This window comes from Candidatus Mycolicibacterium alkanivorans, assembly GCF_022760805.1.
Classification (GTDB): domain Bacteria; phylum Actinomycetota; class Actinomycetes; order Mycobacteriales; family Mycobacteriaceae; genus Mycobacterium; species Mycobacterium alkanivorans.
In genome coordinates, this window is the sequence record NZ_JAIVFL010000001.1 from 1,795,518 (window position 1) to 1,819,278 (window position 23,761).

Sequence of the window (23,761 nt, forward strand, 5' to 3'; positions counted from 1 at the left end):
GGAATGGCTCAGCAGGCCGCGATGGCAATTGACACCGTGCTGGCCGAACACGCCGACCTCGAGCGTCAGCTATCCGATCCCGAACTGCATGGCGACGCCGCCAATGCCCGCCGGGTCGGGCGGCGCTTCGCGCAACTGGCGCCGATCGTCTCGACCTACCGCAAGCTCGAGGCGGCCCGCGGCGACCTGGAGGCCGCCCGCGAGCTGGCCGCCGAGGACGCGGCGTTCGCCGCCGAGGTTCCCGAGCTGGAAGCCCGGGTCGCCGAGCTTGACCAGCACCTCACCGACCTGCTCGCCCCGCGCGACCCGCACGACGCCGACGACATCGTGCTCGAGGTGAAATCCGGTGAGGGCGGGGAGGAGTCGGCCTTGTTCGCCGCCGACCTGGCCCGGATGTACATCCGCTACGCCGAGCGCCACGGCTGGAGCGTGACGGTCCTCGACGAGACCACCTCCGATCTCGGCGGCTACAAGGACGCCACGCTGTCCATTCGCAGCAAGGGTGATTCGGCCGACGGGGTCTGGTCGCGGCTGAAGTTCGAGGGCGGCGTTCACCGCGTGCAACGCGTGCCGGTCACCGAATCGCAGGGCCGGGTGCACACCTCGGCGGCCGGGGTTCTGGTGTACCCGGAGCCAGAAGAGGTCGAGCAGGTCCAGATCGACGAGTCCGACGTGCGTATCGACGTCTACCGCTCGTCGGGCAAGGGTGGTCAGGGCGTCAACACCACCGACTCCGCGGTGCGTATCACCCACCTGCCCACCGGCATCGTCGTCACCTGCCAGAACGAGCGATCCCAGCTGCAGAACAAAGCCCGCGCCATGCAGGTGCTGGCCGCGCGGCTGCAGGCGCTAGCCGAAGAGCAGGCCCAGGCCGACGCCTCGGCAGGCCGAGCGAGCCAGATCCGTACCGTCGACCGCAGCGAGCGCATCCGCACCTACAACTTCCCGGAGAATCGGATCGCCGATCACCGGATCAACTTCAAGGCGCACAACCTCGACCAGGTTCTCGACGGCGACATGGATGCGCTGCTCGATGCGCTGGCCGCCGCCGACAAACAGACCCGGTTGCAACAGGCATGACCCGCCACCGGCTCCGGCGGGCCATCGACGTGGCCACCGCTGCACTTGCCGAGGCCGGGATCGACTCAGCGCGAACCGATGCCGAGCTGCTTGCGGCGCACCTGACCGGAAGTGAACGCGGGCGGCTGGCCACCATGGACCCGCCGGCGGCCGACTTCTTCCGCCGCTACGACGAGGCGGTCGCGGCACGATCACGGCGCATCCCGCTACAGCACCTCACCGGCACCGCTGCCTTCGGCCCGCTGGAGCTGCACGTCGGTCCCGGGGTGTTCATCCCGCGTCCGGAAACCGAAGCGTTGCTGGAATGGGCTGCGGCCCAACATCTTACAGGGTATCCGGTGATCGTCGACCTGTGCACCGGCTCCGGAGCGCTGGCCGTCGCGCTGGCCGACCGCTGGCCGAACGCCCGCGTCATCGCGGTCGACGACGATGCCGCGGCACTGGCGTATGCCCGGCGCAACAGCGAGGGCACCGCCGTGGAGGTGATGCAGGCTGACGTCACCGTGCCCGGGCTGCTTGCGGAGCTGGCCGGTACGGTCGACCTCGTGGTGTCCAACCCGCCCTACATCCCCGCCGGGGCAGAGCTGGAACCCGAAGTGGCCGAGCACGACCCGACGCACGCACTGTTCGGCGGCCCCGACGGGATGGCGGTGATCGGACCGATCGCCGCCCTGGCGGGCGGATGGCTCAAGCCCGGCGGACTGGTGGTGATCGAACACGATGACACCACGTCGCGTCAGACCGTCGAAACGATCGACCGGACAGGACGTTTCACTGCCATCACGGCGCACCGCGATCTGGCGGGGCGCCCGCGCTTCGTGACGGCCCGCAGAACGGAGGAGTCAGCGTGACCCAGGTGTTCGGCTGCGCCGACACCGCTCGACGCCCCGAGGCCATCGCAGCGGCCGCCGGCGCGGTCAAAACCGGCCGGCTGGTCGTGATGCCCACCGACACCGTGTACGGCATCGGTGCCGACGCCTTCGACAGCGCGGCGGTCGCCAGTCTGCTCGCGGCCAAGGGCCGTGGCCGGGATATGCCGGTCGGGGTGCTCGTCGGCTCCTGGCACACCATCGAGGGACTGGTGTTCTCGGTTCCGCAGAGCGCCCGCGAACTGATACGGGCCTTCTGGCCTGGTGCGCTGAGCCTTGTTGTGCAGCAGGCGCCGTCGCTGCAGTGGGACCTCGGCGACGCCCGCGGAACCGTCATGCTGCGGATGCCGCTGCATCCGGTGGCCATCGAGCTCCTGCGCGAAGTCGGCCCGATGGCCGTCTCGAGCGCCAACATCTCCGGGCGGCCAGCAGCCACGACGGCAGCCGAGGCGCATCGCCAGCTCGGCGACCTGGCCGAGGTCTACCTCGACGCCGGGCCGTCGCAGGAACAGGCCGCCTCGACCATCGTCGACCTCACCGGTCCGGCACCCCGTCTGCTGCGCGAAGGACCGGTCAGCGCCGCGGCGATCGCCGACGTGTTGGGTGTCGACGTCGCATCGCTGACTGCCTGATCACCGCGCCGGCGCTCACAGGTTGGTGAAGTACGGTCTTTTTGAAATGGTCAGCGGATCTGAAGTCGAGCTCCTCGCACTGTCCGACCGGGGTGCCGGAGTTCCCCTGCGCGAGTTGGCACTCGTCGGCCTGACCGCCGCAATCATCACCTACTTCGCGACCGGCTGGGTGCGGGTGCTGGCCACCCGCCTGGGCGCGTTGGCCTACCCCCGCGAGCGCGACGTCCACACCCGCCCGACCCCCCGCATGGGCGGGCTGGCGATGTACCTCGGTGTGGTGACCGCAGTGTTCCTCGCCTCCCAGCTGCCGGCGCTGGCCCGGGGTTTCATCTACTCCTCGGGCATGCCCGCCGTGGTGGCGGCCGGGGGATTGATCTTGGTCGTCGGCCTGATCGACGACCGGTGGGGCCTGGACGCGTTGACCAAGTTCGCCGGGCAGATCACCGCTGCCAGCGTGCTGGTCACCATGGGGGTGGCCTGGAGCGTGCTCTACGTCCCGATCGGCGGGGCCGGCACCATCGTGCTCGACCAGGTCTCGTCGATCCTGCTGACGCTGGCGCTGACGGTCTCGATCGTCAACGCGATGAACTTCGTCGACGGGCTCGACGGCTTGGCTGCCGGGCTCGGGCTGATCACCGCGCTGGCCATCTGCATCTTCTCCGTCGGACTGCTGCGCGATCATGGCGGCGACGTGTTGTTCTACCCGCCGGCGGTCATCTCCGTGGTGCTGGCGGGCGCCTGTCTGGGCTTCCTGCCGCACAACTGGTACCGGGCCAAGATCTTCATGGGGGACTCCGGCTCCATGCTGATCGGTCTGATGCTCGCTGCCGCCTCGACCACGGCGGCGGGCCCGATCTCGCAGAGTGCCTACGGAGCCCGCGACGTCTTCGCGCTGCTCTCGCCGTTCCTGCTGGTGGTCGCGGTGATGTTCGTCCCGGCGCTGGACATGCTGCTGGCGATCGTGCGGCGCACCAGGGCCGGCCTCAGCCCGTTCAGCCCGGACAAGATGCACCTGCACCACCGGCTGCTGCAGATCGGTCACTCGCATCGCCGGGTTGTGCTGCTGATCTACCTCTGGGTCGGCATCGTCGCACTCGGTGCGGCCAGCACGATCTTCTTCGATCCGCGCTACACCGGCGCGGTGATGCTGGCCGCGATCGTGGTCGCCGTGGTGGTCACCCTCATCCCGTCGTTGCGTCGCGGAGACCGCGACTACGACGAGATTTACGACGGAGAGTAGTAGACGTATTTTAGGCCGCCTACCATGTGGTACGGTGCTGGCAGAACCCAGCCGAGACCTGACTGAACCTCGCGGGTTGCCGGCCCCCGGCCCACCGGACTCACATCCGATCGGCGCCGAAAACGACCGACAAAGGGAGCTGCCCATTGGGTGATTCCAGCGTGCCTCACGCCGTTCGATACGCTCGGCGGGCCACGCCCCGAATCACCCGGACAGCTCTCGAGAACGCAAGATTGAGGTGAACCTGTGACGACACCAGCGCAAGATGCGCCGTTGGTGTTTCCGTCGGTTGCCTTCCGGCCCGTTCGGCTGCTTGCCATCTGCTGCGCGTTGACCGCGTTGGCAGTGGGGCTGGCCGCGGTAGCGGGACACGTCATGATCGGTGCCTTCTTCGGTGTCGGGCTCGCGCTCGGTCTGATCAACGCGGTGCTCGTTCAGCGATCGGTGGAGTCGATCACCGCCGGGGACCATCCGCTGAAGCGCAAGATGGCGCTGAACTCCGCCACCCGCCTGCTGATCATCAGCGTCATCGGCCTGACCATCGCGTTCGTTTTCCGGCCGAGCGGCCTTGGCGTGTTGTTCGGCCTTGCGTTGTTCCAAGTTTTGCTCGTTTTGAGTACGGCGCTGCCGGTGTGGAAGAAGATTCGCACGGGCGACAACAGTGAACAGGTAGCCGCGGGGCCCGGTGCTTCCGCATCAACCACCGCAGACGAAGCACCGAAGGACTGAACGCACGATGAGTGAACGAATCCTCGCAGAGGGCGCGATCGAGGTCGGCCACCACGAGACGGCCCAGTGGCTCGGCATGACGGTCAACGTCGACACCATCCTGGCCACCGGCATCGCCGCGGTCATCGTCATCGTGCTGGCCTTCGTCCTGCGCGCCAAGGTCACCTCGACCGGCGTGCCCAGCGGTGTCCAGCTGTTCTGGGAGGCCATCACCACCCAGATGCGCGGCCAGATCGAGTCGGCGATCGGCATGAAGATCGCCCCGTTCGTGCTGCCACTGGCGGTCACGCTGTTCGTCTTCATCTTGATCGCGAACTGGATCTCGGTGCTACCGGTGCAATACAGCACCGCCGACGGCAAGACCGCAGAGTTGCTCAAGCCGCCGGCGGCCGACATCAACTTCGTTCTCGCGCTCGCGCTCTTCGTGTTCCTGTGTTACCACGCGGCCGGTATCTGGCGACGCGGTCTGCTGGGCCACCCGATCAAACTGCTCAAGGGCCACGTCACATTCCTCGCCCCGATCAACCTCGTCGAGGAGCTGGCCAAACCGATCTCGCTGTCTCTCCGACTTTTCGGCAACATCTTCGCGGGCGGCATCATGGTCGCGCTCATCGCGCTGTTCCCGCCGTACATCATGTGGGTGCCGAACGCGATCTGGAAAACCTTCGACCTGTTCGTCGGCCTGATCCAGGCGTTCATCTTCGCCCTGCTGACAATCCTGTACTTCAGCCAGTCCATGGAACTGGATGAGGAGCACCACTAAAAGACGTGTTCGACCCCCGAACCGCCCACAGCCTGGTAGGTGTCCTACCAGCAATCAAGGAGGATAAGGAATGGCAGACCCCACCATCGTTGCCGGCGCCCTGATCGGCGGCGGACTGATTCTGGGCGGCGGCGCCATCGGCGCCGGTATCGGCGACGGCATCGCCGGTAACGCCCTGATCTCCGGCATCGCCCGGCAGCCCGAGGCCCAGGGTCGGCTGTTCACTCCGTTCTTCATCACCGTCGGTCTGGTGGAAGCGGCGTACTTCATCAACCTGGCGTTCATGGCGTTGTTCGTCTTCGCCACCCCCGGCGCTTCCTAGTCGGCATGGGGGAGCACAGCGCCACCCTGTTGGCGGCTGAGGAAGGCGGCGGCACGTCGAACTTCCTCATCCCCAACGGCACCTTCTTCTTCGTGCTGGCCATCTTCTTGATCGTGCTCGGCGTGATCGGCAAATTCGTCGTGCCGCCGGTCCAGAAGGTGCTCGGTGAGCGCGAAGCGATGGTCGCGAAGACCACCGAGGACACCCGCAAGGCCGTTGCGCAGGAAGCCGCAGCCGACTCCGACTACCAAAAGGAGATGGCCGCGGCCCGCACGGAGGCCTCGGGCATCCGCGACGAGGCCCGTGCCGAAGGTCGAGCGGTCCTCGACGGGTTGCGGGGCCGCGCGAACGAGGATGCGGCCGCGACGCTGCAACAGGCTGCCGAGCAGCTCAAGCAGCAGAGCGACGCGATCGCGGCGGACCTGAGGTCGTCGGTCGAGACACTGTCGGCCGACCTGGCCGGCCGGGTCCTCGGAGTCGAGGTGTCCACTACGTCGGCGTCAGCGCCGGGACGGTAGGAGCATGTCAACCTTCATCGGACAGCTCATCGGCTTCCTAGTCGTCATCTGGATCATCTGGCGGTATGTGGTGCCGCCGGTGCGCCGGCTGATGGCTTCTCAGCAGGAGACGGTGCGCAACCAGCTGGACGAGAGCAAGAAGGCCGCCCAGCGGCTCGCCGACGCCGACAAGCATCACGCGCAGCGGGTCGAAGAAGCCAAGGCCGAGGCCAAGCACATCACCGAAGAGGCTCGCGTCGATGCCGAGCGCATCGCCGAGCAGCTTCGCGCTCAGGCCGATATCGAAGTCGAGCGGATCAAAGTTCAAGGTGGACAGCAGGTTTCGCAGCTGCGCGCCCAGATGATCCGCCAGTTACGTCGAGAGCTGGGTATTGAGTCGGTGCGGCGCGCCGCGGACCTGGTTCGCGCGCACGTCTCGGATCCGCGGGCCCAGTCGGGCACCGTCGACCGGTTTCTCGACGAGCTGGACTCGATGGCGCCCGCGGCGTTCACCCCCGAGGTTTCCTCGGATCTGCGCTCGGCCAGCCGCGACGCTCAGGCCGCTTTGGTCGCGAAGTTCGACTCGGTGTCCCGGGGCTTGTCCGGTGAGGCGCTGTCGACGCTGTCCGACGAGCTGGCTTCAGTCGCGAAACTCCTTGTTCACGAGCCGATCCTGGCTCGACACCTGGCGGAGGCCTCCGGCGAGACCGAGGCCAAGCAGCAGATGCTGCAGCGCCTGCTCGCCGGCAAGGTCGGTGACACCACGCTGAAGCTGCTGAACACCGCGGCTTCGGTGCGATGGTCGCTGACGTCGGATCTCGTCGACGCCATCGAGCACATCGCCCGGCTGAGCCTGCTGACCCGTGCCGAACGTGAGGGTCAGGCCGACGAGGCCGAAGAACAGCTGTTCCGATTCAGCCGCATCCTCGATGCGCAGCCACAGTTGACCGCCCTGCTCGGCGACTACTCCAAGCCCGCGCAGGGGCGGGTTGATCTGGTGCGCAAGGTGATGAGTGAGAGCAACGGGGCCAACGCGACGGCCACCGCGCTGCTCGCTCAGACCGTCGACCTGCTGCGCGGCGAGCGGGCCGACGAGGCCGTGCTGACGCTGGCCCGGCTCGCCGTGGCCCGCCGTGGCGAGATCGTGGCGCTGGTGAACGCGGCGACCGATCTGAGCGACGCCCAGCGCAGCCGGCTCGACCAGTTACTGGCCCGGATCTACAACCACCCTGTTTCGGTGCAGCTGAACATCGATCCCGACGTGCTGGGCGGCCTCTCGGTCGCCGTCGGCGACGAGGTGATCGACGGAACGCTGTCCTCACGGCTGGCCGCAGCAGTCACCAAGCTGCCCGACTAGCTCTGAAATACCCAAGACCCAACAAAGGCAGGAAGACGAAAAGCCATGGCAGAGTTGACAATCTCGGCTGACGACATCCAGGGCGCCATCCAGGATTACGTCTCTAGCTTCGAGGCGGATACCGGGCGCGAGGAGATCGGCACCGTCATCGACGCCGGTGACGGCATCGCCCACGTCGAGGGCCTGCCCTCGGTGATGACCCAGGAACTGCTCGAGTTCGCCGGTGGTGTTCTCGGCGTGGCCCTCAACCTCGACGAGCACAGCGTCGGCGCGGTCATCCTCGGTGACTTCGAGAAGATCGAGCAGGGTCAGCAGGTCAAGCGCACCGGCCAGGTGCTCTCGGTTCCGGTCGGCGACGGGTTCCTGGGCCGGGTCGTCAACCCGCTCGGCCGGCCGATCGACGGACGCGGCGACATCGAGTCGAGGGAGATCCGCGCCCTGGAACTGCAGGCGCCCTCGGTGGTGCAGCGCCAGAGCGTCAGCGAGCCGCTGCAGACCGGCATCAAGGCCATCGACGCCATGACCCCGATCGGCCGCGGCCAGCGCCAGCTGATCATCGGCGACCGCAAGACCGGCAAGACCGCGGTCTGCGTCGACACCATTCTCAACCAGCGCAAGAACTGGGAGACCGGTGATCCCAAGCAGCAGGTGCGCTGCGTGTACGTCGCCATCGGCCAGAAGGGCACCACGATCGCCAGCGTTCGCCGGGCCCTCGAGGAGGGTGGCGCGATGGACTACACCACTATCGTCGCCGCGCCTGCTTCGGACGCGGCCGGCTTCAAATGGCTTGCGCCCTACACCGGTTCGGCCATCGCGCAGCACTGGATGTACGACGGTAAGCACGTCCTCATCGTCTTCGACGATCTGACCAAGCAGGCCGAGGCCTACCGCGCGATCTCGCTGCTGCTGCGCCGCCCGCCGGGTCGTGAGGCCTACCCGGGTGACGTGTTCTACCTGCACTCGCGGCTGTTGGAGCGCTGCGCGAAGCTCTCCGACGAGCTCGGCGGCGGCTCGATGACCGGCCTGCCGATCATCGAGACCAAGGCCAATGACATCTCGGCCTACATCCCCACCAACGTCATCTCGATCACCGACGGCCAGTGCTTCCTGGAGACCGACCTGTTCAACCAGGGCGTGCGTCCGGCCATCAACGTCGGTGTGTCGGTATCCCGCGTCGGCGGCGCCGCGCAGATCAAGGCGATGAAGGAAGTGGCCGGCTCGCTGCGCCTGGATCTCTCTCAGTACCGCGAGTTGGAGGCCTTCGCCGCGTTCGCCTCCGACCTCGACGAGACGTCGAAGGCCCAGCTGGAGCGCGGTGCGCGTCTGGTCGAGCTGCTCAAGCAGCCTCAGTACAGCCCGCTGTCGGTCGAGCAGGAGGTCGTGGCGATCTTCCTCGGCACCAAGGGCCACCTCGATTCCGTGCCGGTCGCTGACGTCGGCCGCTTCGAGGCCGAGTTCCTGGAGCACGTGCAGGGTTCGAATGAGGGCATCCTCAACGAGATTCGCGACTCCAAGAAGCTGTCCCAGGAGACCGAGGACAAGCTGACCGAGCTTGTGGCCGACTTCAAGAAGGGCTTCGCCACCTCCGATGGCAGCTCGGTGGTTCCCGACGCCCACGTCGAGGCCATGGACGAGCAGGACGTGGAGAAGGAAGCCGTCCACGTCCGCAAGCCCGCCCCGAAGAAGAAGTAAGACCGGAGGGTCTGACAACGCATGGCAGCGACACTGCGCGAACTGCGGGGACGCATCCGCTCAGCCGGGTCGATCAAGAAGATCACCAAGGCCCAGGAGCTGATCGCCACGTCCCGCATCGCCCGGGCCCAGGCCCGGGTCGAGGCGGCACGCCCCTATGCCGCCGAGATCACGAACATGCTGACGAATCTGGCGGCCGAGTCGGCGCTTGATCATCCGCTGCTCGTCGAACGCAAGAACCCCAGGCGGGCCGGCGTGCTGGTGGTGTCGTCGGACCGTGGCCTGTGCGGCGCCTACAACGCCAACGTGCTGCGGCGCTCGGAAGAGCTCTTCTCGCTGTTGCGGGAGGAGGGCAAGGAGCCGATTCTCTATGTGGTCGGCCGCAAGGCGCTGAGCTACTACAGCTTCCGCAGCTGGAAGATCACCGAGTCGTGGACCGGCTTCTCTGAGCAGCCCACCTACGAAAATGCCCAGGACATCGCCGAGACCCTGGTCGCGGCGTTCCTGGCCGGTGCCGATGACTCCGGTGACGATCCGGGCCCGGACAACACCCTCGGGGTCGATGAACTGCACATCGTGTTCACCGAGTTCAAGTCGATGCTGTCCCAGACGGCAGAAGCGCGCAGGATCGCGCCGATGGTGGTGGAGTACGTCGAGGAGGACACCGGGCCGCACACCCTGTTCTCGTTCGAACCCGATGCCACCACACTGTTCGAGTCGCTGTTGCCGCGCTACGTGGCGACCCGCATCTTCGCCGCGCTTCTGGAAGCAGGGGCGTCGGAGTCGGCGTCGCGCCGGCGGGCGATGAAGGCGGCCTCCGACAACGCCGACGATCTCATCAAGGTCCTCACCCTGATGGCCAACCGCGAGCGGCAGGCCCAGATCACCCAGGAAATCAGCGAAATCGTCGGCGGCGCAAACGCTCTCGCCGACGCGAAATAGGCCCCACCAGAAAAGCTCAGGAAGCGAAGAGAGAACAATGACTGCCACCGCTGAGAAGAAGAGCAGCACCGATACCGCTGGGCGCGTCGTACGTATCACCGGCCCCGTGGTCGACGTGGAGTTCCCCCGGGGCGCGGTACCCGAGCTGTTCAACGCGTTGCACGCCGAGATCGCGTTCGAGTCGCTGGCCAAGACGCTGACCCTCGAGGTCGCCCAGCACCTCGGCGAGAACCTGGTGCGCTGCATCTCCATGCAGCCGACCGACGGACTGGTCCGCGGCGTCGAGGTGACCGACACCGGCGCCTCGATCTCGGTGCCCGTCGGGGACGGCGTCAAGGGACACGTCTTCAACGCGCTCGGCGACTGCCTCGATGACCCGGGCTACGGCAAGGACTTCGAGAAGTGGTCGATCCACCGCAAGCCGCCGCCATTCGACCAGCTCGAGCCCCGCACCGAGATGCTGGAGACCGGCCTCAAGGTCGTCGACCTGCTGACCCCGTACGTGCGTGGTGGCAAGATCGCCCTGTTCGGCGGCGCCGGCGTGGGCAAGACGGTGCTCATCCAGGAGATGATCAACCGCATCGCCCGCAACTTCGGTGGCACCTCGGTGTTCGCCGGCGTGGGTGAGCGCACCCGTGAAGGCAACGACCTGTGGGTCGAGCTGCGCGAAGCCAACGTGCTCAAGGACACCGCGCTGGTGTTTGGTCAGATGGACGAGCCGCCGGGCACCCGTATGCGGGTGGCGCTGTCGGCTCTGACGATGGCGGAGTTCTTCCGCGACGAGCAGCAGCAGGACGTGCTGTTGTTCATCGACAACATCTTCCGGTTCACCCAGGCCGGCTCCGAGGTGTCCACCCTGCTGGGCCGCATGCCCTCGGCGGTGGGTTACCAGCCGACCCTGGCCGACGAGATGGGCGAGCTGCAGGAGCGCATCACCTCGACTCGCGGCCGGTCGATCACGTCGATGCAGGCCGTGTACGTGCCCGCCGACGACTACACCGACCCGGCGCCGGCGACCACGTTCGCGCACCTCGACGCCACCACCGAGCTGTCCCGTGCGGTGTTCTCCAAGGGCATCTTCCCGGCGGTGGACCCGCTGGCGTCGAGCTCGACGATCCTGCACCCGAGCGTGGTTGGTGAGGATCACTACCGCGTGGCGCAGGAAGTCATCCGAATCCTGCAGCGCTACAAGGACCTTCAGGACATCATCGCCATCCTCGGTATCGACGAACTCTCCGAGGAGGACAAGCAGTTGGTCTACCGTGCCCGCCGCATCGAGCGCTTCCTGAGCCAGAACATGATGGCCGCCGAGCAGTTCACCGGCCAGCCCGGCTCGACGGTGCCGCTCAAGGAGACGGTCGAGGCGTTCGACAAGCTCTGCAAGGGCGACTTCGACCACCTGCCCGAGCAGGCGTTCTTCTTGATCGGTGGCCTCGACGACCTTGCGAAGAAGGCCGAAAGTCTCGGCGCCAAGCTGTGATGACGGCACCGGAATCGCGAAAGGTGATGTGAGATGGCCGAATTGGACGTCGACATCGTCGCCGTCGAGCGCAAGATCTGGTCGGGCAGGGCGACATTCGTCTTCACCCGCACCACCTCTGGCGAAATCGGTATCCTGCCGCAGCACATCCCGCTGGTCGCCCAGCTGGTGGGCGACGCGATGGTGCGCGTCGAGCGCGAGGGTGAGGACGATCTGCGCATCGCGGTCGACGGTGGCTATCTGTCGGTGACCGAAGCGGGCGTGACGATCCTCGCCGAGTCCGCGGAGTTCGAATTCGAGATCGACGCGGATGCGGCCAAGACCGACGCAGGCAGTGACGATCCGCAGACGGCGGCCCGCGGGCGTGCCCGGCTGCGGGCCCTCGGCCAACTCGATTAGCCAATCGCCTGATGAGCGCGTCGATGATCTTCATGGTCGCGCTGGTCAGCGTCCTGCTACTTGCCGTCGGGGCGCTCAGTTACCGATGGTGGAAACTGCGTCAGGGCGGCACGGCGGCGATCCTGCGGGACATCCCCGCGGTGGGCGGCCATGGTTGGCGCCACGGAGTCATTCGCTATCGCGGTGACGAGGCCCGGTTCTATCGGCTCTCGAGTCTGCGGTGGTGGCCAGATCGGCGGTTGAGCCGGCGCGGGCTGGAGATCATCTCCCGGCGTGCCCCGCGTGGCGACGAGTTCGACATCATGACCGAGGAGATCGTCGTGCTCGAACTGCACGACACGTCTGCCGAACGCCGGCGCGGGTACGAGATGGCGCTGGACCGTGGCACCCTGACGGCATTCCTGTCGTGGGTGGAGTCGCGGCCCTCGCCGCGGGCGCGGCGCCGAACCGTCTGAAAGCTATTGCGACGGCGGCCGTTCGGCGTCGGCGCCGCCGGGCTGCCAGAGCACATCACCGTCTGGGTTGGCCACCCGGGACAAGATGAACAGCAGGTCCGAAAGCCGGTTGAGATAGCGGGCCGGCAGCGGGCTGACCGTGTCCGGGTAAGCCTTCACAGCGATCCACGCCGAGCGTTCGGCGCGCCGCGTCACGCTCCGCGCCACGTGCAGCAGCGCAGACAGCGCGGTGCCGCCCGGCAGGATGAACGAGTTCAGGGCCGGCAGGTCCTCGTTGTAATGGTCGCACCATGCTTCGAGCCGCTCGATGTACGGCGCGGTGATCCGCAGCGGTGGGTGCTCAGGGTCCTCCACGACCGGAGTCGAGAGGTCCGCACCTGCGTCGAACAGGTCGTTCTGAATCTGCACCAGGACCTTGCGCAGGTCGTCGGCGGGCTGGCCGACGGCCACCACCACCCCGAGTGCGGCGTTGGCTTCATCGCAGTCGGCGTAGGCGATCAGGCGTGGATCGCTCTTCTCGACACGTGAGAAATCACTCAGCCCGGATGTCCCATCGTCACCGGTACGGGTATAGATGCGGGTCAGGTGCACTCCCATGGTTGAACCGTACCGGCCGAGTGGACCGGGCTAGGGGGCTGCCTCCTCTAAACTCAAGATCCGTGGGCGAGCGTTTCTTGGTGACCGGTGGTAGCCGGTTGTCCGGCGAGGTGGCGGTGGGCGGCGCCAAGAACAGTGTTCTGAAGCTGATGGCCGCCAGCCTGCTCGCCGAGGGCGCCACCACGATCACCAATTGCCCCGACATTCTCGATGTTCCGTTGATGGCCGAGGTGCTGCGCGGGCTGGGAGCCAACGTGGAGCTCGACGGCTCGGTCGTGCGGATCACCTCTCCCGACGAGCCCAAGTACGAGGCCGATTTCGCCGCGGTGCGACAGTTCCGCGCGTCGGTGTGCGTGCTGGGCCCGCTGGTCGGGCGGTGCAAGCGCGCCCGGGTGGCGCTGCCCGGCGGTGACGCCATCGGCTCGCGACCGCTGGACATGCACCAGTCGGGCCTGCGGCTGCTGGGTGCGGAGTGCAACATCGAGCACGGTTGCGTGGTCGCGACGGCCGACCAGCTGCGCGGTGCTGAGATCCAGCTCGAGTTTCCCTCGGTCGGTGCGACCGAGAACATCCTGATGGCCGCGGTTCTGGCCGAGGGTGTGACGACCATTCACAACGCCGCGCGTGAGCCGGACGTCGTCGACCTGTGCGAGATGCTCAACCAGATGGGGGCGCAGATCCGGGGCGCGGGAACTCCGACGCTGACGATCACCGGCGTGCCCAAGCTGCACCCCACCGAACACCGGGTCATCGGAGACCGCATCGTGGCCGCGACGTGGGGCATTGCTGCGGCCATGACCCGCGGTGACATCTCGATCACTGGTGTCGATCCCGCACACCTGCAACTCGTCCTGCACAAGCTGCACGACACCGGAGCTACGGTCACCCAGAGCGACGACGGTTTCCGCATCGTCCAGTACGACCGGCCCAAGGCCTGCAACGTGGCGACGTTGCCGTTCCCGGGCTTCCCGACCGATCTGCAGCCGATGGCGATCGCGCTGGCGTCGATCGCCGACGGGACGTCGATGATCACCGAGAACGTCTTCGAGGCGCGGTTCAGGTTCGTCGAGGAGATGATCCGCTTGGGCGCCGACGCCCGGACCGACGGCCACCACGCGGTTGTTCGTGGGCTTCCGCAGCTGTCCAGCGCACCGGTGTGGTGCTCGGACATCCGGGCAGGCGCCGGCCTGGTGCTCGCCGGTCTGGTCGCGGACGGAGAGACTGAGGTCCACGACGTTTTCCACATCGACCGGGGCTATCCGCTGTTCGTGGAGAACCTGGCGCGCCTGGGTGCGGAGATCGAGCGAGTACAGTAGAGTCAACGGTCGGCCAGTCGCGCCGGACCCCCGCAAGGAGGAATCGGAGCGGCAAGTTGACAACCGCGCCAGACATTTAGTAAGCTGGCAGGGTTGCCTGCTCGCGGGTGTTGTTGTTTGAGAACTCAATAGTGTGTTTGGTGGTTTTTGTTTGTTGTTTTTTTGTCATGCCTCTGGGGGGATTTCCCGTCTTCCTGTTGTGGGGTGTGGTTTTTGATGCCAGTTTTGGTGTCGTTTTGTTAGGTCAGATTTTTCTGATTCGAATTCTGCCGGGTGTGTCCCGGGGTTTTTGTTTGGAGAGTTTGATTCTGGCTCAGGACGAACGCTGGCGGCGTGCTTAACACATGCAAGTCGAACGGTAAGGCCCTTCGGGGTACACGAGTGGCGAACGGGTGAGTAACACGTGGGTGATCTGCCCTGCACTTTGGGATAAGCCTGGGAAACTGGGTCTAATACCGAATATTCCTTGCTGGTCGCATGGCCTGGTGGGGGAAAGCTTTTGCGGTGTGGGATGGGCCCGCGGCCTATCAGCTTGTTGGTGGGGTGATGGCCTACCAAGGCGACGACGGGTAGCCGGCCTGAGAGGGTGTCCGGCCACACTGGGACTGAGATACGGCCCAGACTCCTACGGGAGGCAGCAGTGGGGAATATTGCACAATGGGCGCAAGCCTGATGCAGCGACGCCGCGTGAGGGATGACGGCCTTCGGGTTGTAAACCTCTTTCAATAGGGACGAAGGGTGACTGACGGTACCTATAGAAGAAGCACCGGCCAACTACGTGCCAGCAGCCGCGGTAATACGTAGGGTGCGAGCGTTGTCCGGAATTACTGGGCGTAAAGAGCTCGTAGGTGGTTTGTCGCGTTGTTCGTGAAAACTCACAGCTTAACTGTGGGCGTGCGGGCGATACGGGCAGACTTGAGTACTGCAGGGGAGACTGGAATTCCTGGTGTAGCGGTGGAATGCGCAGATATCAGGAGGAACACCGGTGGCGAAGGCGGGTCTCTGGGCAGTAACTGACGCTGAGGAGCGAAAGCGTGGGGAGCGAACAGGATTAGATACCCTGGTAGTCCACGCCGTAAACGGTGGGTACTAGGTGTGGGTTTCCTTCCTTGGGATCCGTGCCGTAGCTAACGCATTAAGTACCCCGCCTGGGGAGTACGGCCGCAAGGCTAAAACTCAAAGAAATTGACGGGGGCCCGCACAAGCGGCGGAGCATGTGGATTAATTCGATGCAACGCGAAGAACCTTACCTGGGTTTGACATGCACAGGACGCCGGCAGAGATGTCGGTTCCCTTGTGGCCTGTGTGCAGGTGGTGCATGGCTGTCGTCAGCTCGTGTCGTGAGATGTTGGGTTAAGTCCCGCAACGAGCGCAACCCTTGTCTCATGTTGCCAGCACGTCATGGTGGGGACTCGTGAGAGACTGCCGGGGTCAACTCGGAGGAAGGTGGGGATGACGTCAAGTCATCATGCCCCTTATGTCCAGGGCTTCACACATGCTACAATGGCCGGTACAAAGGGCTGCGATGCCGTGAGGTGGAGCGAATCCTTTTAAAGCCGGTCTCAGTTCGGATCGGGGTCTGCAACTCGACCCCGTGAAGTCGGAGTCGCTAGTAATCGCAGATCAGCAACGCTGCGGTGAATACGTTCCCGGGCCTTGTACACACCGCCCGTCACGTCATGAAAGTCGGTAACACCCGAAGCCGGTGGCCTAACCCGTCAGGGAGGGAGCCGTCGAAGGTGGGATCGGCGATTGGGACGAAGTCGTAACAAGGTAGCCGTACCGGAAGGTGCGGCTGGATCACCTCCTTTCTAAGGAGCACCACGAGACTTATGCCCCGCCCACATCGTGTGGGGGTTCGGTGAGCTGAGCGATTCGTTGGATGGGCCTGGCCTGTAGTGGGTTTCAGGTTCTGGTGCGACAACAAACGTGTGGTCTTTCGGGGCCGGCCGCCGGGCACACTATTGGGCTTTGAGACAACAAGCCCGTTGTTCTTCGCCTGCGGGTGGAGAGGATTGTTGTTGCCCCGCTTTTGGTGGTGGGGTGTGGTGTTTGATTTGTGGATAGTGGTTGCGAGCATCGAGCACGCACGAACGTAGACGCGCATGGTGGTGCCGGCTTTTCGGAGTTGGTGTGGCTGTGGGTGGTGGTTGGTGTGTGTTGATGTGCAATTTTTCCTAATCTCATTTTTGGTGTTTTGTGTTGTAAGTGTTTAAGGGCGCATGGTGGATGCCTTGGCACTGGGAGCCGATGAAGGACGTAGGAGGCTGCGATAAGCCTCGGGGAGCTGTCAACCGAGCGTTGATCCGAGGATGTCCGAATGGGGAAACCCGGCACGAGTGATGTCGTGTCACCCGCATCTGAATGTATAGGGTGCGGGGGGGAACGCGGGGAAGTGAAACATCTCAGTACCCGTAGGAAGAGAAAACAAAAGTGATTCCGTGAGTAGTGGCGAGCGAAAGCGGAGGATGGCTAAACCGTGTACATGGTGATACCCGGCAGGGGTTGTGTGTGCGGTGTTGTGGGGTCTGTCATTCCCAGATCTGCCGGTCTGGGCAGCAGTGAGAAAAGAATGTGTTAACCGAAGTGGCCTGGGATGGTCTGCCGTAGTGGGTGAGAGCCCCGTAGGTGAAAACATGTTCTCTGCTGTGATGGGTTCCCGAGTAGCAGCGGGCCCGTGAAATCTGCTGTGAATCTGCCGGGACCACCCGGTAAGCCTGAATACTTCCCAGTGACCGATAGCGGATTAGTACCGTGAGGGAATGGTGAAAAGTACCCCGGGAGGGGAGTGAAAGAGTACCTGAAACCGTGTGCCTACAATCCGTCAGAGCCTTCCACGTTTGTGGTGGGGTGATGGCGTGCCTTTTGAAGAATGAGCCTGCGAGTCAGGGACATGTCGCGAGGTTAACCCGGGTGGGGTAGCCGTAGCGAAAGCGAGTCTGAATAGGGCGTATCCACACAACTGTGTGTGGTGTAGTGGTGTGTTCTGGACCCGAAGCGGAGTGATCTACCCATGGCCAGGGTGAAGCGCGGGTAAGACCGCGTGGAGGCCCGAACCCACTTAGGTTGAAGACTGAGGGGATGAGCTGTGGGTAGGGGTGAAAGGCCAATCAAACTCCGTGATAGCTGGTTCTCCCCGAAATGCATTTAGGTGCAGCGTTGCGTGTTTCTCGCCGGAGGTAGAGCTACTGGATGGCCGATGGGCCCCACAGGGTTACTGACGTCAGCCAAACTCCGAATGCCGGTGAGTCTAAGAGCGCAGCAGTGAGACGGCGGGGGATAAGCTCCGTGCGTCGAGAGGGAAACAGCCCAGATCGCCGGCTAAGGCCCCTAAGCGTGTGCTAAGTGGAAAAGGATGTGCAGTCGCATAGACAACCAGGAGGTTGGCTTAGAAGCAGCCACCCTTGAAAGAGTGCGTAATAGCTCACTGGTCAAGTGATTGTGCGCCGATAATGTAGCGGGGCTCAAGCACACCGCCGAAGCCGCGGCAGCCAACGTGTTGGCTGGGTAGGGGAGCGTCCTGCATCCGGTGAAGCAGCGAAGTGATTCAGCTGTGGAGGGTGTGGGAGTGAGAATGCAGGCATGAGTAGCGATAAGGCAAGTGAGAACCTTGCCCGCCGAAAGACCAAGGGTTCCTGGGGCAGGCCAGTCCGCCCAGGGTGAGTCGGGACCTAAGGCGAGGCCGACAGGCGTAGTCGATGGACAACGGGTTGATATTCCCGTACCCGTGTGTGGGCGCCCCTGACGAATCCATTCTGCTAACCACCCAAAAGGTGGCTGATCGATCCCTTCGGGGAAAGACAGTTGCTGGCTGCGTGGGACCCGGGTGGGTAGTAGTCAAGCGATGGGGTGACGCAGGAAGGTAGCCGTACCAGTCAGTGGTAATACTGGGGCAAGCCGGTAGCGCGACATCGAGGTAAATCCGGATGTCATGTGCGTGAGAGGTGATGCATAGCCGAGTGAGGCGAATTCGGTGATCCTCAGCTGCCGAGAAAAGCCTCTAGCGAGCACACACACGGCCCGTACCCCAAACCGACACAGGTGGTCAGGTAGAGAATACCGAGGCGTACGAGTGAACTATGGTTAAGGAACTCGGCAAAATACCCCCGTAACTTCGGGAGAAGGGGGACCCCCTACTGTCATGGCATTAGCTGCCGGCAGCGGTGGGGGGTGGCACAAACCAGTGAGAAGCGACTGTTTACTAAAAACACAGGTCCGTGCGAAGTCGCAAGACGAGGTATACGGACTGACGCCTGCCCGGTGCTGGAAGGTTAAGAGGACCCGTCAACCCTTCGGGGTGAAGCGGAGAATTTAAGCCCCAGTAAACGGCGGTGGTAACTATAACCATCCTAAGGTAGCGAAATTCCTTGTCGGGTAAGTTCCGACCTGCACGAATGGCGTAACGACTTCTCAACTGTCTCAACCATAGACTCGGCGAAATTGCACTACGAGTAAAGATGCTCGTTACGCGCGGCAGGACGAAAAGACCCCGGGACCTTCACTATAGCTTGGTATTGGCGTTCGATACGGTTTGTGTAGGATAGGTGGGAGACTGTGAAACTCACACGCCAGTGTGGGTGGAGTCGTTGTTGAAATACCACTCTGATCGTATTGGACTTCTAACTTCGGACCGTATATCCGGTCCAGGGACAGTGCCTGGTGGGTAGTTTAACTGGGGCGGTTGCCTCCCAAAATGTAACGGAGGCGCCCAAAGGTTCCCTCAACCTGGACGGCAATCAGGTGTTGAGTGCAAGTGCACAAGGGAGCTTGACTGCGAGACGAACATGTCAAGCAGGGACGAAAGTCGGGACTAGTGATCCGGCACCCCCGAGTGGAAGGGGTGTCGCTCAACGGATAAAAGGTACCCCGGGGATAACAGGCTGATCTTCCCCAAGAGTCCATATCGACGGGATGGTTTGGCACCTCGATGTCGGCTCGTCGCATCCTGGGGCTGGAGCAGGTCCCAAGGGTTGGGCTGTTCGCCCATTAAAGCGGCACGCGAGCTGGGTTTAGAACGTCGTGAGACAGTTCGGTCTCTATCCGCCGCGCGCGTCAGAAGCTTGAGGAAACCTGTCCCTAGTACGAGAGGACCGGGACGGACGAACCTCTGGTCCACCAGTTGTCCCACCAGGGGCACCGCTGGATAGCCACGTTCGGACAGGATAACCGCTGAAAGCATCTAAGCGGGAAACCTTCTCCAAGACCAGGCTTCTCACCCATCCAAGTGGGATAAGGCCCCCCGCAGACCACGGGATCGATAGACCAGACCTGCACACGTAGCAATACGTCAGGGAACTGGCACTAACCGGCCGAAAACTTACAACAACCAACAAAACCCGGAACTGTTGTAACCTCGCAACCACACAACCCCACAATCACCACAACCACACCCCACCACCAAAACACCACGCTCACACTCAAAAACGAGTGAATAAAGTTACGGCGGCCACAGCGGCAGGGAAACGCCCGGACCCATCCCGAACCCGGAAGCTAAGCCTGCCAGCGCCGATGATACTACCCAACCCGGGTGGAAAAGTAGGACACCGCCGAACACACATTACAGAAGCGCCCCCCGAGAAATCGGGGGGCGTTTCTCGTTGTCAATCGAAAAGCGTCAGATTTGCCGGCTTCCGGCTTTTCTCCAATGCGAGAAGCATGCGCTTTCGCTCGATTCCGCCGCCATATCCGGTCAGTCCGCCGGTCGAACCGATTACTCGATGGCACGGCACGATGATGCCGATCGGATTGCGTCCATTCGCCAATCCGACAGCGCGGGAAGCTCCGGGCGATCCTATTTGTTCGGCAATTTCCCCATAGGATCGCGTTTCGCCATAACGAATGGTTTGCAGGGCGGCCCAGACTTTCTTCTGGAATTCGGTCCCCACGAGGTCGAGTTCGATATCGAATTCGGTAAGTTCGCCGGCGAAATAGGCGTCCAATTGTTCGACCGCCTGCGGGAATGCGCTGTCGTCGGCAGTCAGCCACGCCGATCGGTCCGGTTCGTGGGTTTGGTCGACCATTCGCAGGTGCATCACCGCGGACCCACCGCCGGCCAGGGTCAGCGGACCCACGGGGCTGTCCACGATCCGGTATCGCAGCGTCGTCATTTCGTCGTCTCCTTCGGTGGCCAGTTGTTCACGGAATGATCCAAGGTGGTCCAGAGGTGCTGGACTGCATACGCCCGCCACGGCCGCCATCGGCCGCTGTGTGCACTCAGCGCGCGTGGATCACCAGGCAAGCCCAGCTGTTCGGCGGCGATGCGTACACCCAGATCGGTGGCCGGGAACGCATCCGGGTCGCCCAGCCCGCGCATCGCGACGATCTCGGCGGTCCACGGCCCGACGCCGGGTACCGCCAGGAGCTGCGCGCGCGCCCGTTGCCAATCACACCCCGGATCGAGGGTCACTTCGCCGCCGGCCAAGCCGGCGACGAGCGCTACCAGCGAGCGTCGGCGTGCGCCTGGCACGGCCAGATGGTCGGGCTCGATGTCGGCGAGCTGGGCCACGGTGGGAAAGGTGTGTGTCAACCCGCCGGCGGGATCGCTGACGGCGGCGCCGTATGCGCTGACCAGCCGGCTGGCGTGGGTGCGGGCCGCCTTCGTCGACACCTGCTGGCCGAGTACCGTCCGCACGGCGAGTTCCTGCTCGTCGACGGTACGCGGAATCCGCTGCCCGGGTGCCTTGGCCACCACTGCCCGTAGACCGCCATCCGAACTCAGCGCGTCGATCACGGCCTCGGGGTCGGCGTCGAGGTCCAGCAGCCGTCGGCAGCGCGCGATCGCCGTGGCCAGATCCCGCACGTTCTCCAGCGCCAACGTGCAACTGACGTGATCGGGCTGCGGCGTCAGGCTGACGATCCCGTACCCCGACGGCAGACTCAACGTGCGCCGGTAGGCGCCGTCGCGAACCTCTTCGCACCCCGGCACAGCAGTGGCCGCCAAGTGACCGAACACCCCTTCGTAGGCGAACGGCGTGCGCACCGTCAGGCGCACCGTCAGTGTCTGGCCCGCCGGTGCGAGGTCATGCCACTGCCGTTGAGAAGCCGTGTGCCGCAACACTGTGGGTGTGGTGTCACAGGCCGAGCGGATGGTGTCGTTGAACTGCCTGATACTCGCGAACCCAGCGGCGAAGGCGATGTCGCTGAACGGCAGCTCAGTGGTCTCGGTAAGCATCCGCGCCGTCTGGACCCGCTGGGCTCGCGCCAGGGCCAGCGGCCCCGCGCCGAGTTCGGCCTGCAGCATGCGCTCGAGTTGGCGGGTGGTGTATCCGACGCGGGCCGCCAGGCCCAGGACGCCCTCGCGGTCGACGACACCGTCACCGATGAGGCGCATCGCCCGGGCCACCGCATCACCGCGGACGTTCCATTCCGGAGAACCGGGTGACGCGTCGGGGCGGCAGCGCTTGCAGGCCCGGAAGCCGGCTCGCTGCGCGGCGGCGGCGCTCGGATAGAAGCGCACATTGCGGGCCAGTGGCAGGCGCACGGGGCAACTCGGCCGGCAGTAGATGCCGGTGGTCAGCACCGCGGTGACGAACCAGCCGTCGAACCGGGAGTCCCTGGACTGGACGGCCCGGTAGCAGCGGTCGAAATCGCTGTGCATACCTCGACCCTTACACGTCGGCACCGACAGCACTAGCGGAAAACCGACATCGTGGACCGGTTCCGACTCGCATCAGGCCCGTCGATCTGGCGTGCGCCGGAATCGTCGCGTTCGGCCCGGGCGACGAGGCCCGAAGATCGTTGGGCGCAATCGGATTCGCTAGCTCAGGTGAGCCAGAGTAGCCAACCGCGTCGGCTGTTCATAGCCCCGGAGCGTCACCATCTCGGCCAACTCCCAGCAGCGGCGCTCGTCGTCGGCCGCGCTGACCGCGGCGGCGGAGGCCAGCACCCGGTGGGGGCGGGACTTTGCCAACTCCGAAAGCCGCGCCGCCTCGTTGACCGGCTCACCGATCACGGTGTACTCGAATCGTTCGTTGGCGCCGATGTTCCCGGCGACCACCCGGCCGGCCGCCACGCCGATCCCCGCGGGGCACTCGGGCACCTCGCGTTCCAGTCGCGCCACGATCGCGCGGGCGGCGGCCAATGCGTCGTCCTCGGGCTTGTCCAGGGTCACCGGAGCGCCGAAGATCGCCAGCGTCGCATCGCCCTCGAACTTGTTGACCAGCCCGTGATGGTTGTTCACCTCTTCGACGACCACTGCGAAGAACCGGTTGAGAAGCGCGACGACCTGCTGGGGCGGCAGGGTGCTGACAAGCTGTGTGGAGCCGACGATGTCGACGAAAATCACTGCGACATGGCGCTCTTCGCCGCCCAGCGTCGGTCGCCGCAGTTCGGCGGCGGCGGCGACCTCGCGTCCGACGTGGCGGCCGAACAGGTCACGCACTCGCTCACGCTCACGCAGCCCGTCGACCATCGAGTTGAAACCTCTTTGCAGTTCCCCGAGTTCGGTACCGTCGAAGACCACCAGGGTGGCGTCGAGGTCGCCGTCCTCCACGCGTTTGAGCGCGTCGCGCACCACCCGGACCGGAGTCGCGATGAGCCAGGCCAGAATCCACATCAGGATGAAACCCGCGATCAGGCTGCCTGTCGCGATGATCAGGATGCCGACCTCAAGCTGGGTCTTGCTGAGGTTCTGCAGGATCAGCGAGAACAGCGCCGTGAGTCCGATGCCGATCAGGGGAACTCCCGAGCCGAGCATCCACACGGTCATAGTGCGGCCCATGATCCCGGGCGCCAGCCGGTGCGGCGGCGGACCGGCGGCCAGTGCCTGGGCAGCAACCGGCCGCATTGCGAATTCGGTGAACAGGTAGGCGCTGGTGGCCACCAGCACACCACAGAACCCGACTCCGAACGCCAGTCGGGGGATGAAGTCGGTGTCGTACACCCCGTAGAGGACGGTGAACACCGTCGTGCCCACCGTCCAGAGCAGCAGCTGAGCGATCGCGACGCGCCACGGTGTGAAGAAGGCGTTGCGCTGGTCAGCACGCATCGGCGGCCGGCCCTCGATCGCCCAGCGCAGATCGTTGACCGTGCGACGGGTTATCCACCAGCTGCCGAATGCCAGCGCCGCGGCCGCGTAAGCGGGCGCCACGATGAAGGTCAGCCAGCGCGGCACGTCACGGAACACGCTGGGCACCGGGAAGGCCACCGTCACCAGCAGGGTGGCCACCGCGACCCCGATGACGTTCACCGTCAGCATGAACACCGTGAGCAGGGTCTGGATCCGCACCCGCCGACGGGCCCCGCTCTCGGTGACCTTACCCAGCAGGAGCGACCCGTACGCAGGTGTGCCGGCCACCCGGCCGCTCTGCCTGGTGACGCGCTCCAGCACACGGCCCAACCGCTGCGCAACGCTCGGGTGGGAACTCATGGTGGCGTCAGCCTAATTTGTCGG

The 23,761-nt window shown here is 64.7% G+C and carries 19 protein-coding genes and 3 rRNA genes; 18 read left to right on the forward strand and 4 right to left on the reverse strand.

Features of this window, described 5'->3' with window-relative positions; genetic code table 11:
• Nucleotides 1-21: 21 nt before the first annotated feature.
• From prfA to K9U37_RS09120, 14 genes are all read left to right on the forward strand, one after another.
• Entirely contained in the window at nucleotides 22-1,080 is a 1,059-nt protein-coding gene (prfA, locus tag K9U37_RS09055; RefSeq protein WP_243071398.1) for a peptide chain release factor 1, read from the forward strand.
• Nucleotides 1,077-1,931, forward strand: a complete 855-nt coding sequence (prmC, locus tag K9U37_RS09060; RefSeq protein WP_243071399.1) for a peptide chain release factor N(5)-glutamine methyltransferase — start codon at nucleotides 1,077-1,079, stop codon at nucleotides 1,929-1,931. The genes prfA and prmC overlap by 4 nt, the downstream gene beginning before the upstream one ends.
• On the forward strand, nucleotides 1,928-2,581 hold the full coding sequence (locus K9U37_RS09065) for an L-threonylcarbamoyladenylate synthase (RefSeq protein ID WP_243071400.1): 654 nt from the start codon (nucleotides 1,928-1,930) through the stop codon (nucleotides 2,579-2,581). Before prmC ends, K9U37_RS09065 begins: the two co-directional genes overlap by 4 nt.
• Nucleotides 2,582-2,627: 46 nt before the next feature.
• Complete coding sequence (locus K9U37_RS09070) at nucleotides 2,628-3,821, forward strand: glycosyltransferase family 4 protein (RefSeq protein ID WP_243071401.1); 1,194 nt, start codon at nucleotides 2,628-2,630, stop codon at nucleotides 3,819-3,821.
• 246 nt (nucleotides 3,822-4,067) lie between these two features.
• Nucleotides 4,068-4,550 carry an ATP synthase subunit I gene (locus K9U37_RS09075; protein ID WP_243071402.1) on the forward strand — a complete coding sequence of 161 codons (483 nt, stop codon included), beginning with the start codon at nucleotides 4,068-4,070 and terminating at the stop codon, nucleotides 4,548-4,550.
• A 7-nt stretch (nucleotides 4,551-4,557) separates the two neighbouring features.
• Entirely contained in the window at nucleotides 4,558-5,313 is a 756-nt protein-coding gene (atpB, locus tag K9U37_RS09080; protein ID WP_243071403.1) for a F0F1 ATP synthase subunit A, read from the forward strand.
• Between the two features lie 70 nt (nucleotides 5,314-5,383).
• Complete coding sequence (locus K9U37_RS09085; RefSeq protein ID WP_005148260.1) at nucleotides 5,384-5,635, forward strand: F0F1 ATP synthase subunit C; 252 nt, start codon at nucleotides 5,384-5,386, stop codon at nucleotides 5,633-5,635.
• A gap of 5 nt (nucleotides 5,636-5,640) precedes the next feature.
• Nucleotides 5,641-6,153: a F0F1 ATP synthase subunit B gene (locus tag K9U37_RS09090; RefSeq protein WP_243071404.1), complete on the forward strand. Its 513-nt coding sequence runs from the start codon at nucleotides 5,641-5,643 to the stop codon at nucleotides 6,151-6,153.
• A 4-nt stretch (nucleotides 6,154-6,157) separates the two neighbouring features.
• Nucleotides 6,158-7,489, forward strand: a complete 1,332-nt coding sequence (locus K9U37_RS09095; protein ID WP_243071405.1) for a F0F1 ATP synthase subunit B/delta — start codon at nucleotides 6,158-6,160, stop codon at nucleotides 7,487-7,489.
• Between the two features lie 45 nt (nucleotides 7,490-7,534).
• The gene (gene atpA, locus K9U37_RS09100) at nucleotides 7,535-9,181 is read left to right on the forward strand and encodes a F0F1 ATP synthase subunit alpha (RefSeq protein ID WP_243071406.1); all 1,647 of its coding nucleotides are present in this window, start codon (nucleotides 7,535-7,537) and stop codon (nucleotides 9,179-9,181) included.
• 21 nt (nucleotides 9,182-9,202) lie between these two features.
• Entirely contained in the window at nucleotides 9,203-10,123 is a 921-nt protein-coding gene (locus tag K9U37_RS09105; protein WP_243071407.1) for a F0F1 ATP synthase subunit gamma, read from the forward strand.
• 37 nt (nucleotides 10,124-10,160) lie between these two features.
• A complete protein-coding gene (gene atpD, locus K9U37_RS09110; RefSeq protein WP_243071408.1) occupies nucleotides 10,161-11,603 on the forward strand; it encodes a F0F1 ATP synthase subunit beta in 1,443 nt (480 codons plus the stop codon).
• Nucleotides 11,604-11,636: 33 nt separating this feature from the next.
• Nucleotides 11,637-12,002: a F0F1 ATP synthase subunit epsilon gene (locus K9U37_RS09115; protein ID WP_243071409.1), complete on the forward strand. Its 366-nt coding sequence runs from the start codon at nucleotides 11,637-11,639 to the stop codon at nucleotides 12,000-12,002.
• Between the two features lie 11 nt (nucleotides 12,003-12,013).
• Entirely contained in the window at nucleotides 12,014-12,457 is a 444-nt protein-coding gene (locus tag K9U37_RS09120; RefSeq protein WP_243071410.1) for a DUF2550 domain-containing protein, read from the forward strand.
• Between the two features lie 3 nt (nucleotides 12,458-12,460).
• Here the strand turns inward: K9U37_RS09120 and K9U37_RS09125 are convergent, their stop codons facing one another.
• On the reverse strand, nucleotides 12,461-13,054 hold the full coding sequence (locus tag K9U37_RS09125) for a cob(I)yrinic acid a,c-diamide adenosyltransferase (protein ID WP_243071411.1): 594 nt from the start codon (nucleotides 13,052-13,054) through the stop codon (nucleotides 12,461-12,463).
• A gap of 62 nt (nucleotides 13,055-13,116) precedes the next feature.
• On the opposite strand from K9U37_RS09125, the gene murA reads away from it, so the two are divergent.
• The 4 genes from murA (at nucleotide 13,117) to rrf (ending at nucleotide 19,922) form a co-directional block, all read left to right on the forward strand.
• Entirely contained in the window at nucleotides 13,117-14,370 is a 1,254-nt protein-coding gene (gene murA / locus K9U37_RS09130) for a UDP-N-acetylglucosamine 1-carboxyvinyltransferase (RefSeq protein ID WP_243071412.1), read from the forward strand.
• A 290-nt stretch (nucleotides 14,371-14,660) separates the two neighbouring features.
• A 16S ribosomal RNA gene (locus K9U37_RS09135) occupies nucleotides 14,661-16,181 on the forward strand.
• A 391-nt stretch (nucleotides 16,182-16,572) separates the two neighbouring features.
• Nucleotides 16,573-19,695: ribosomal RNA gene (locus K9U37_RS09140) — 23S ribosomal RNA — on the forward strand.
• Nucleotides 19,696-19,808: 113 nt separating this feature from the next.
• Nucleotides 19,809-19,922, forward strand: a 5S ribosomal RNA gene (rrf, locus tag K9U37_RS09145).
• The 16S, 23S and 5S rRNA genes sit together here, the layout of an rRNA operon.
• Before the next feature lie 48 nt (nucleotides 19,923-19,970).
• Here rrf and K9U37_RS09150 read toward each other — a convergent pair.
• The 3 genes from K9U37_RS09150 to K9U37_RS09160 all read right to left on the reverse strand — a co-directional run bounded on the left by K9U37_RS09150 (nucleotide 19,971) and on the right by K9U37_RS09160 (nucleotide 23,737).
• A complete protein-coding gene (locus tag K9U37_RS09150) occupies nucleotides 19,971-20,477 on the reverse strand; it encodes a methylated-DNA--[protein]-cysteine S-methyltransferase (protein WP_243071413.1) in 507 nt (168 codons plus the stop codon).
• On the reverse strand, nucleotides 20,474-21,967 hold the full coding sequence (locus tag K9U37_RS09155; protein ID WP_243071414.1) for a DNA-3-methyladenine glycosylase 2 family protein: 1,494 nt from the start codon (nucleotides 21,965-21,967) through the stop codon (nucleotides 20,474-20,476). Before K9U37_RS09155 ends, K9U37_RS09150 begins: the two co-directional genes overlap by 4 nt.
• Before the next feature lie 159 nt (nucleotides 21,968-22,126).
• Entirely contained in the window at nucleotides 22,127-23,737 is a 1,611-nt protein-coding gene (locus tag K9U37_RS09160) for an adenylate/guanylate cyclase domain-containing protein (RefSeq protein WP_243071415.1), read from the reverse strand.
• Nucleotides 23,738-23,761: the final 24 nt, after the last annotated feature.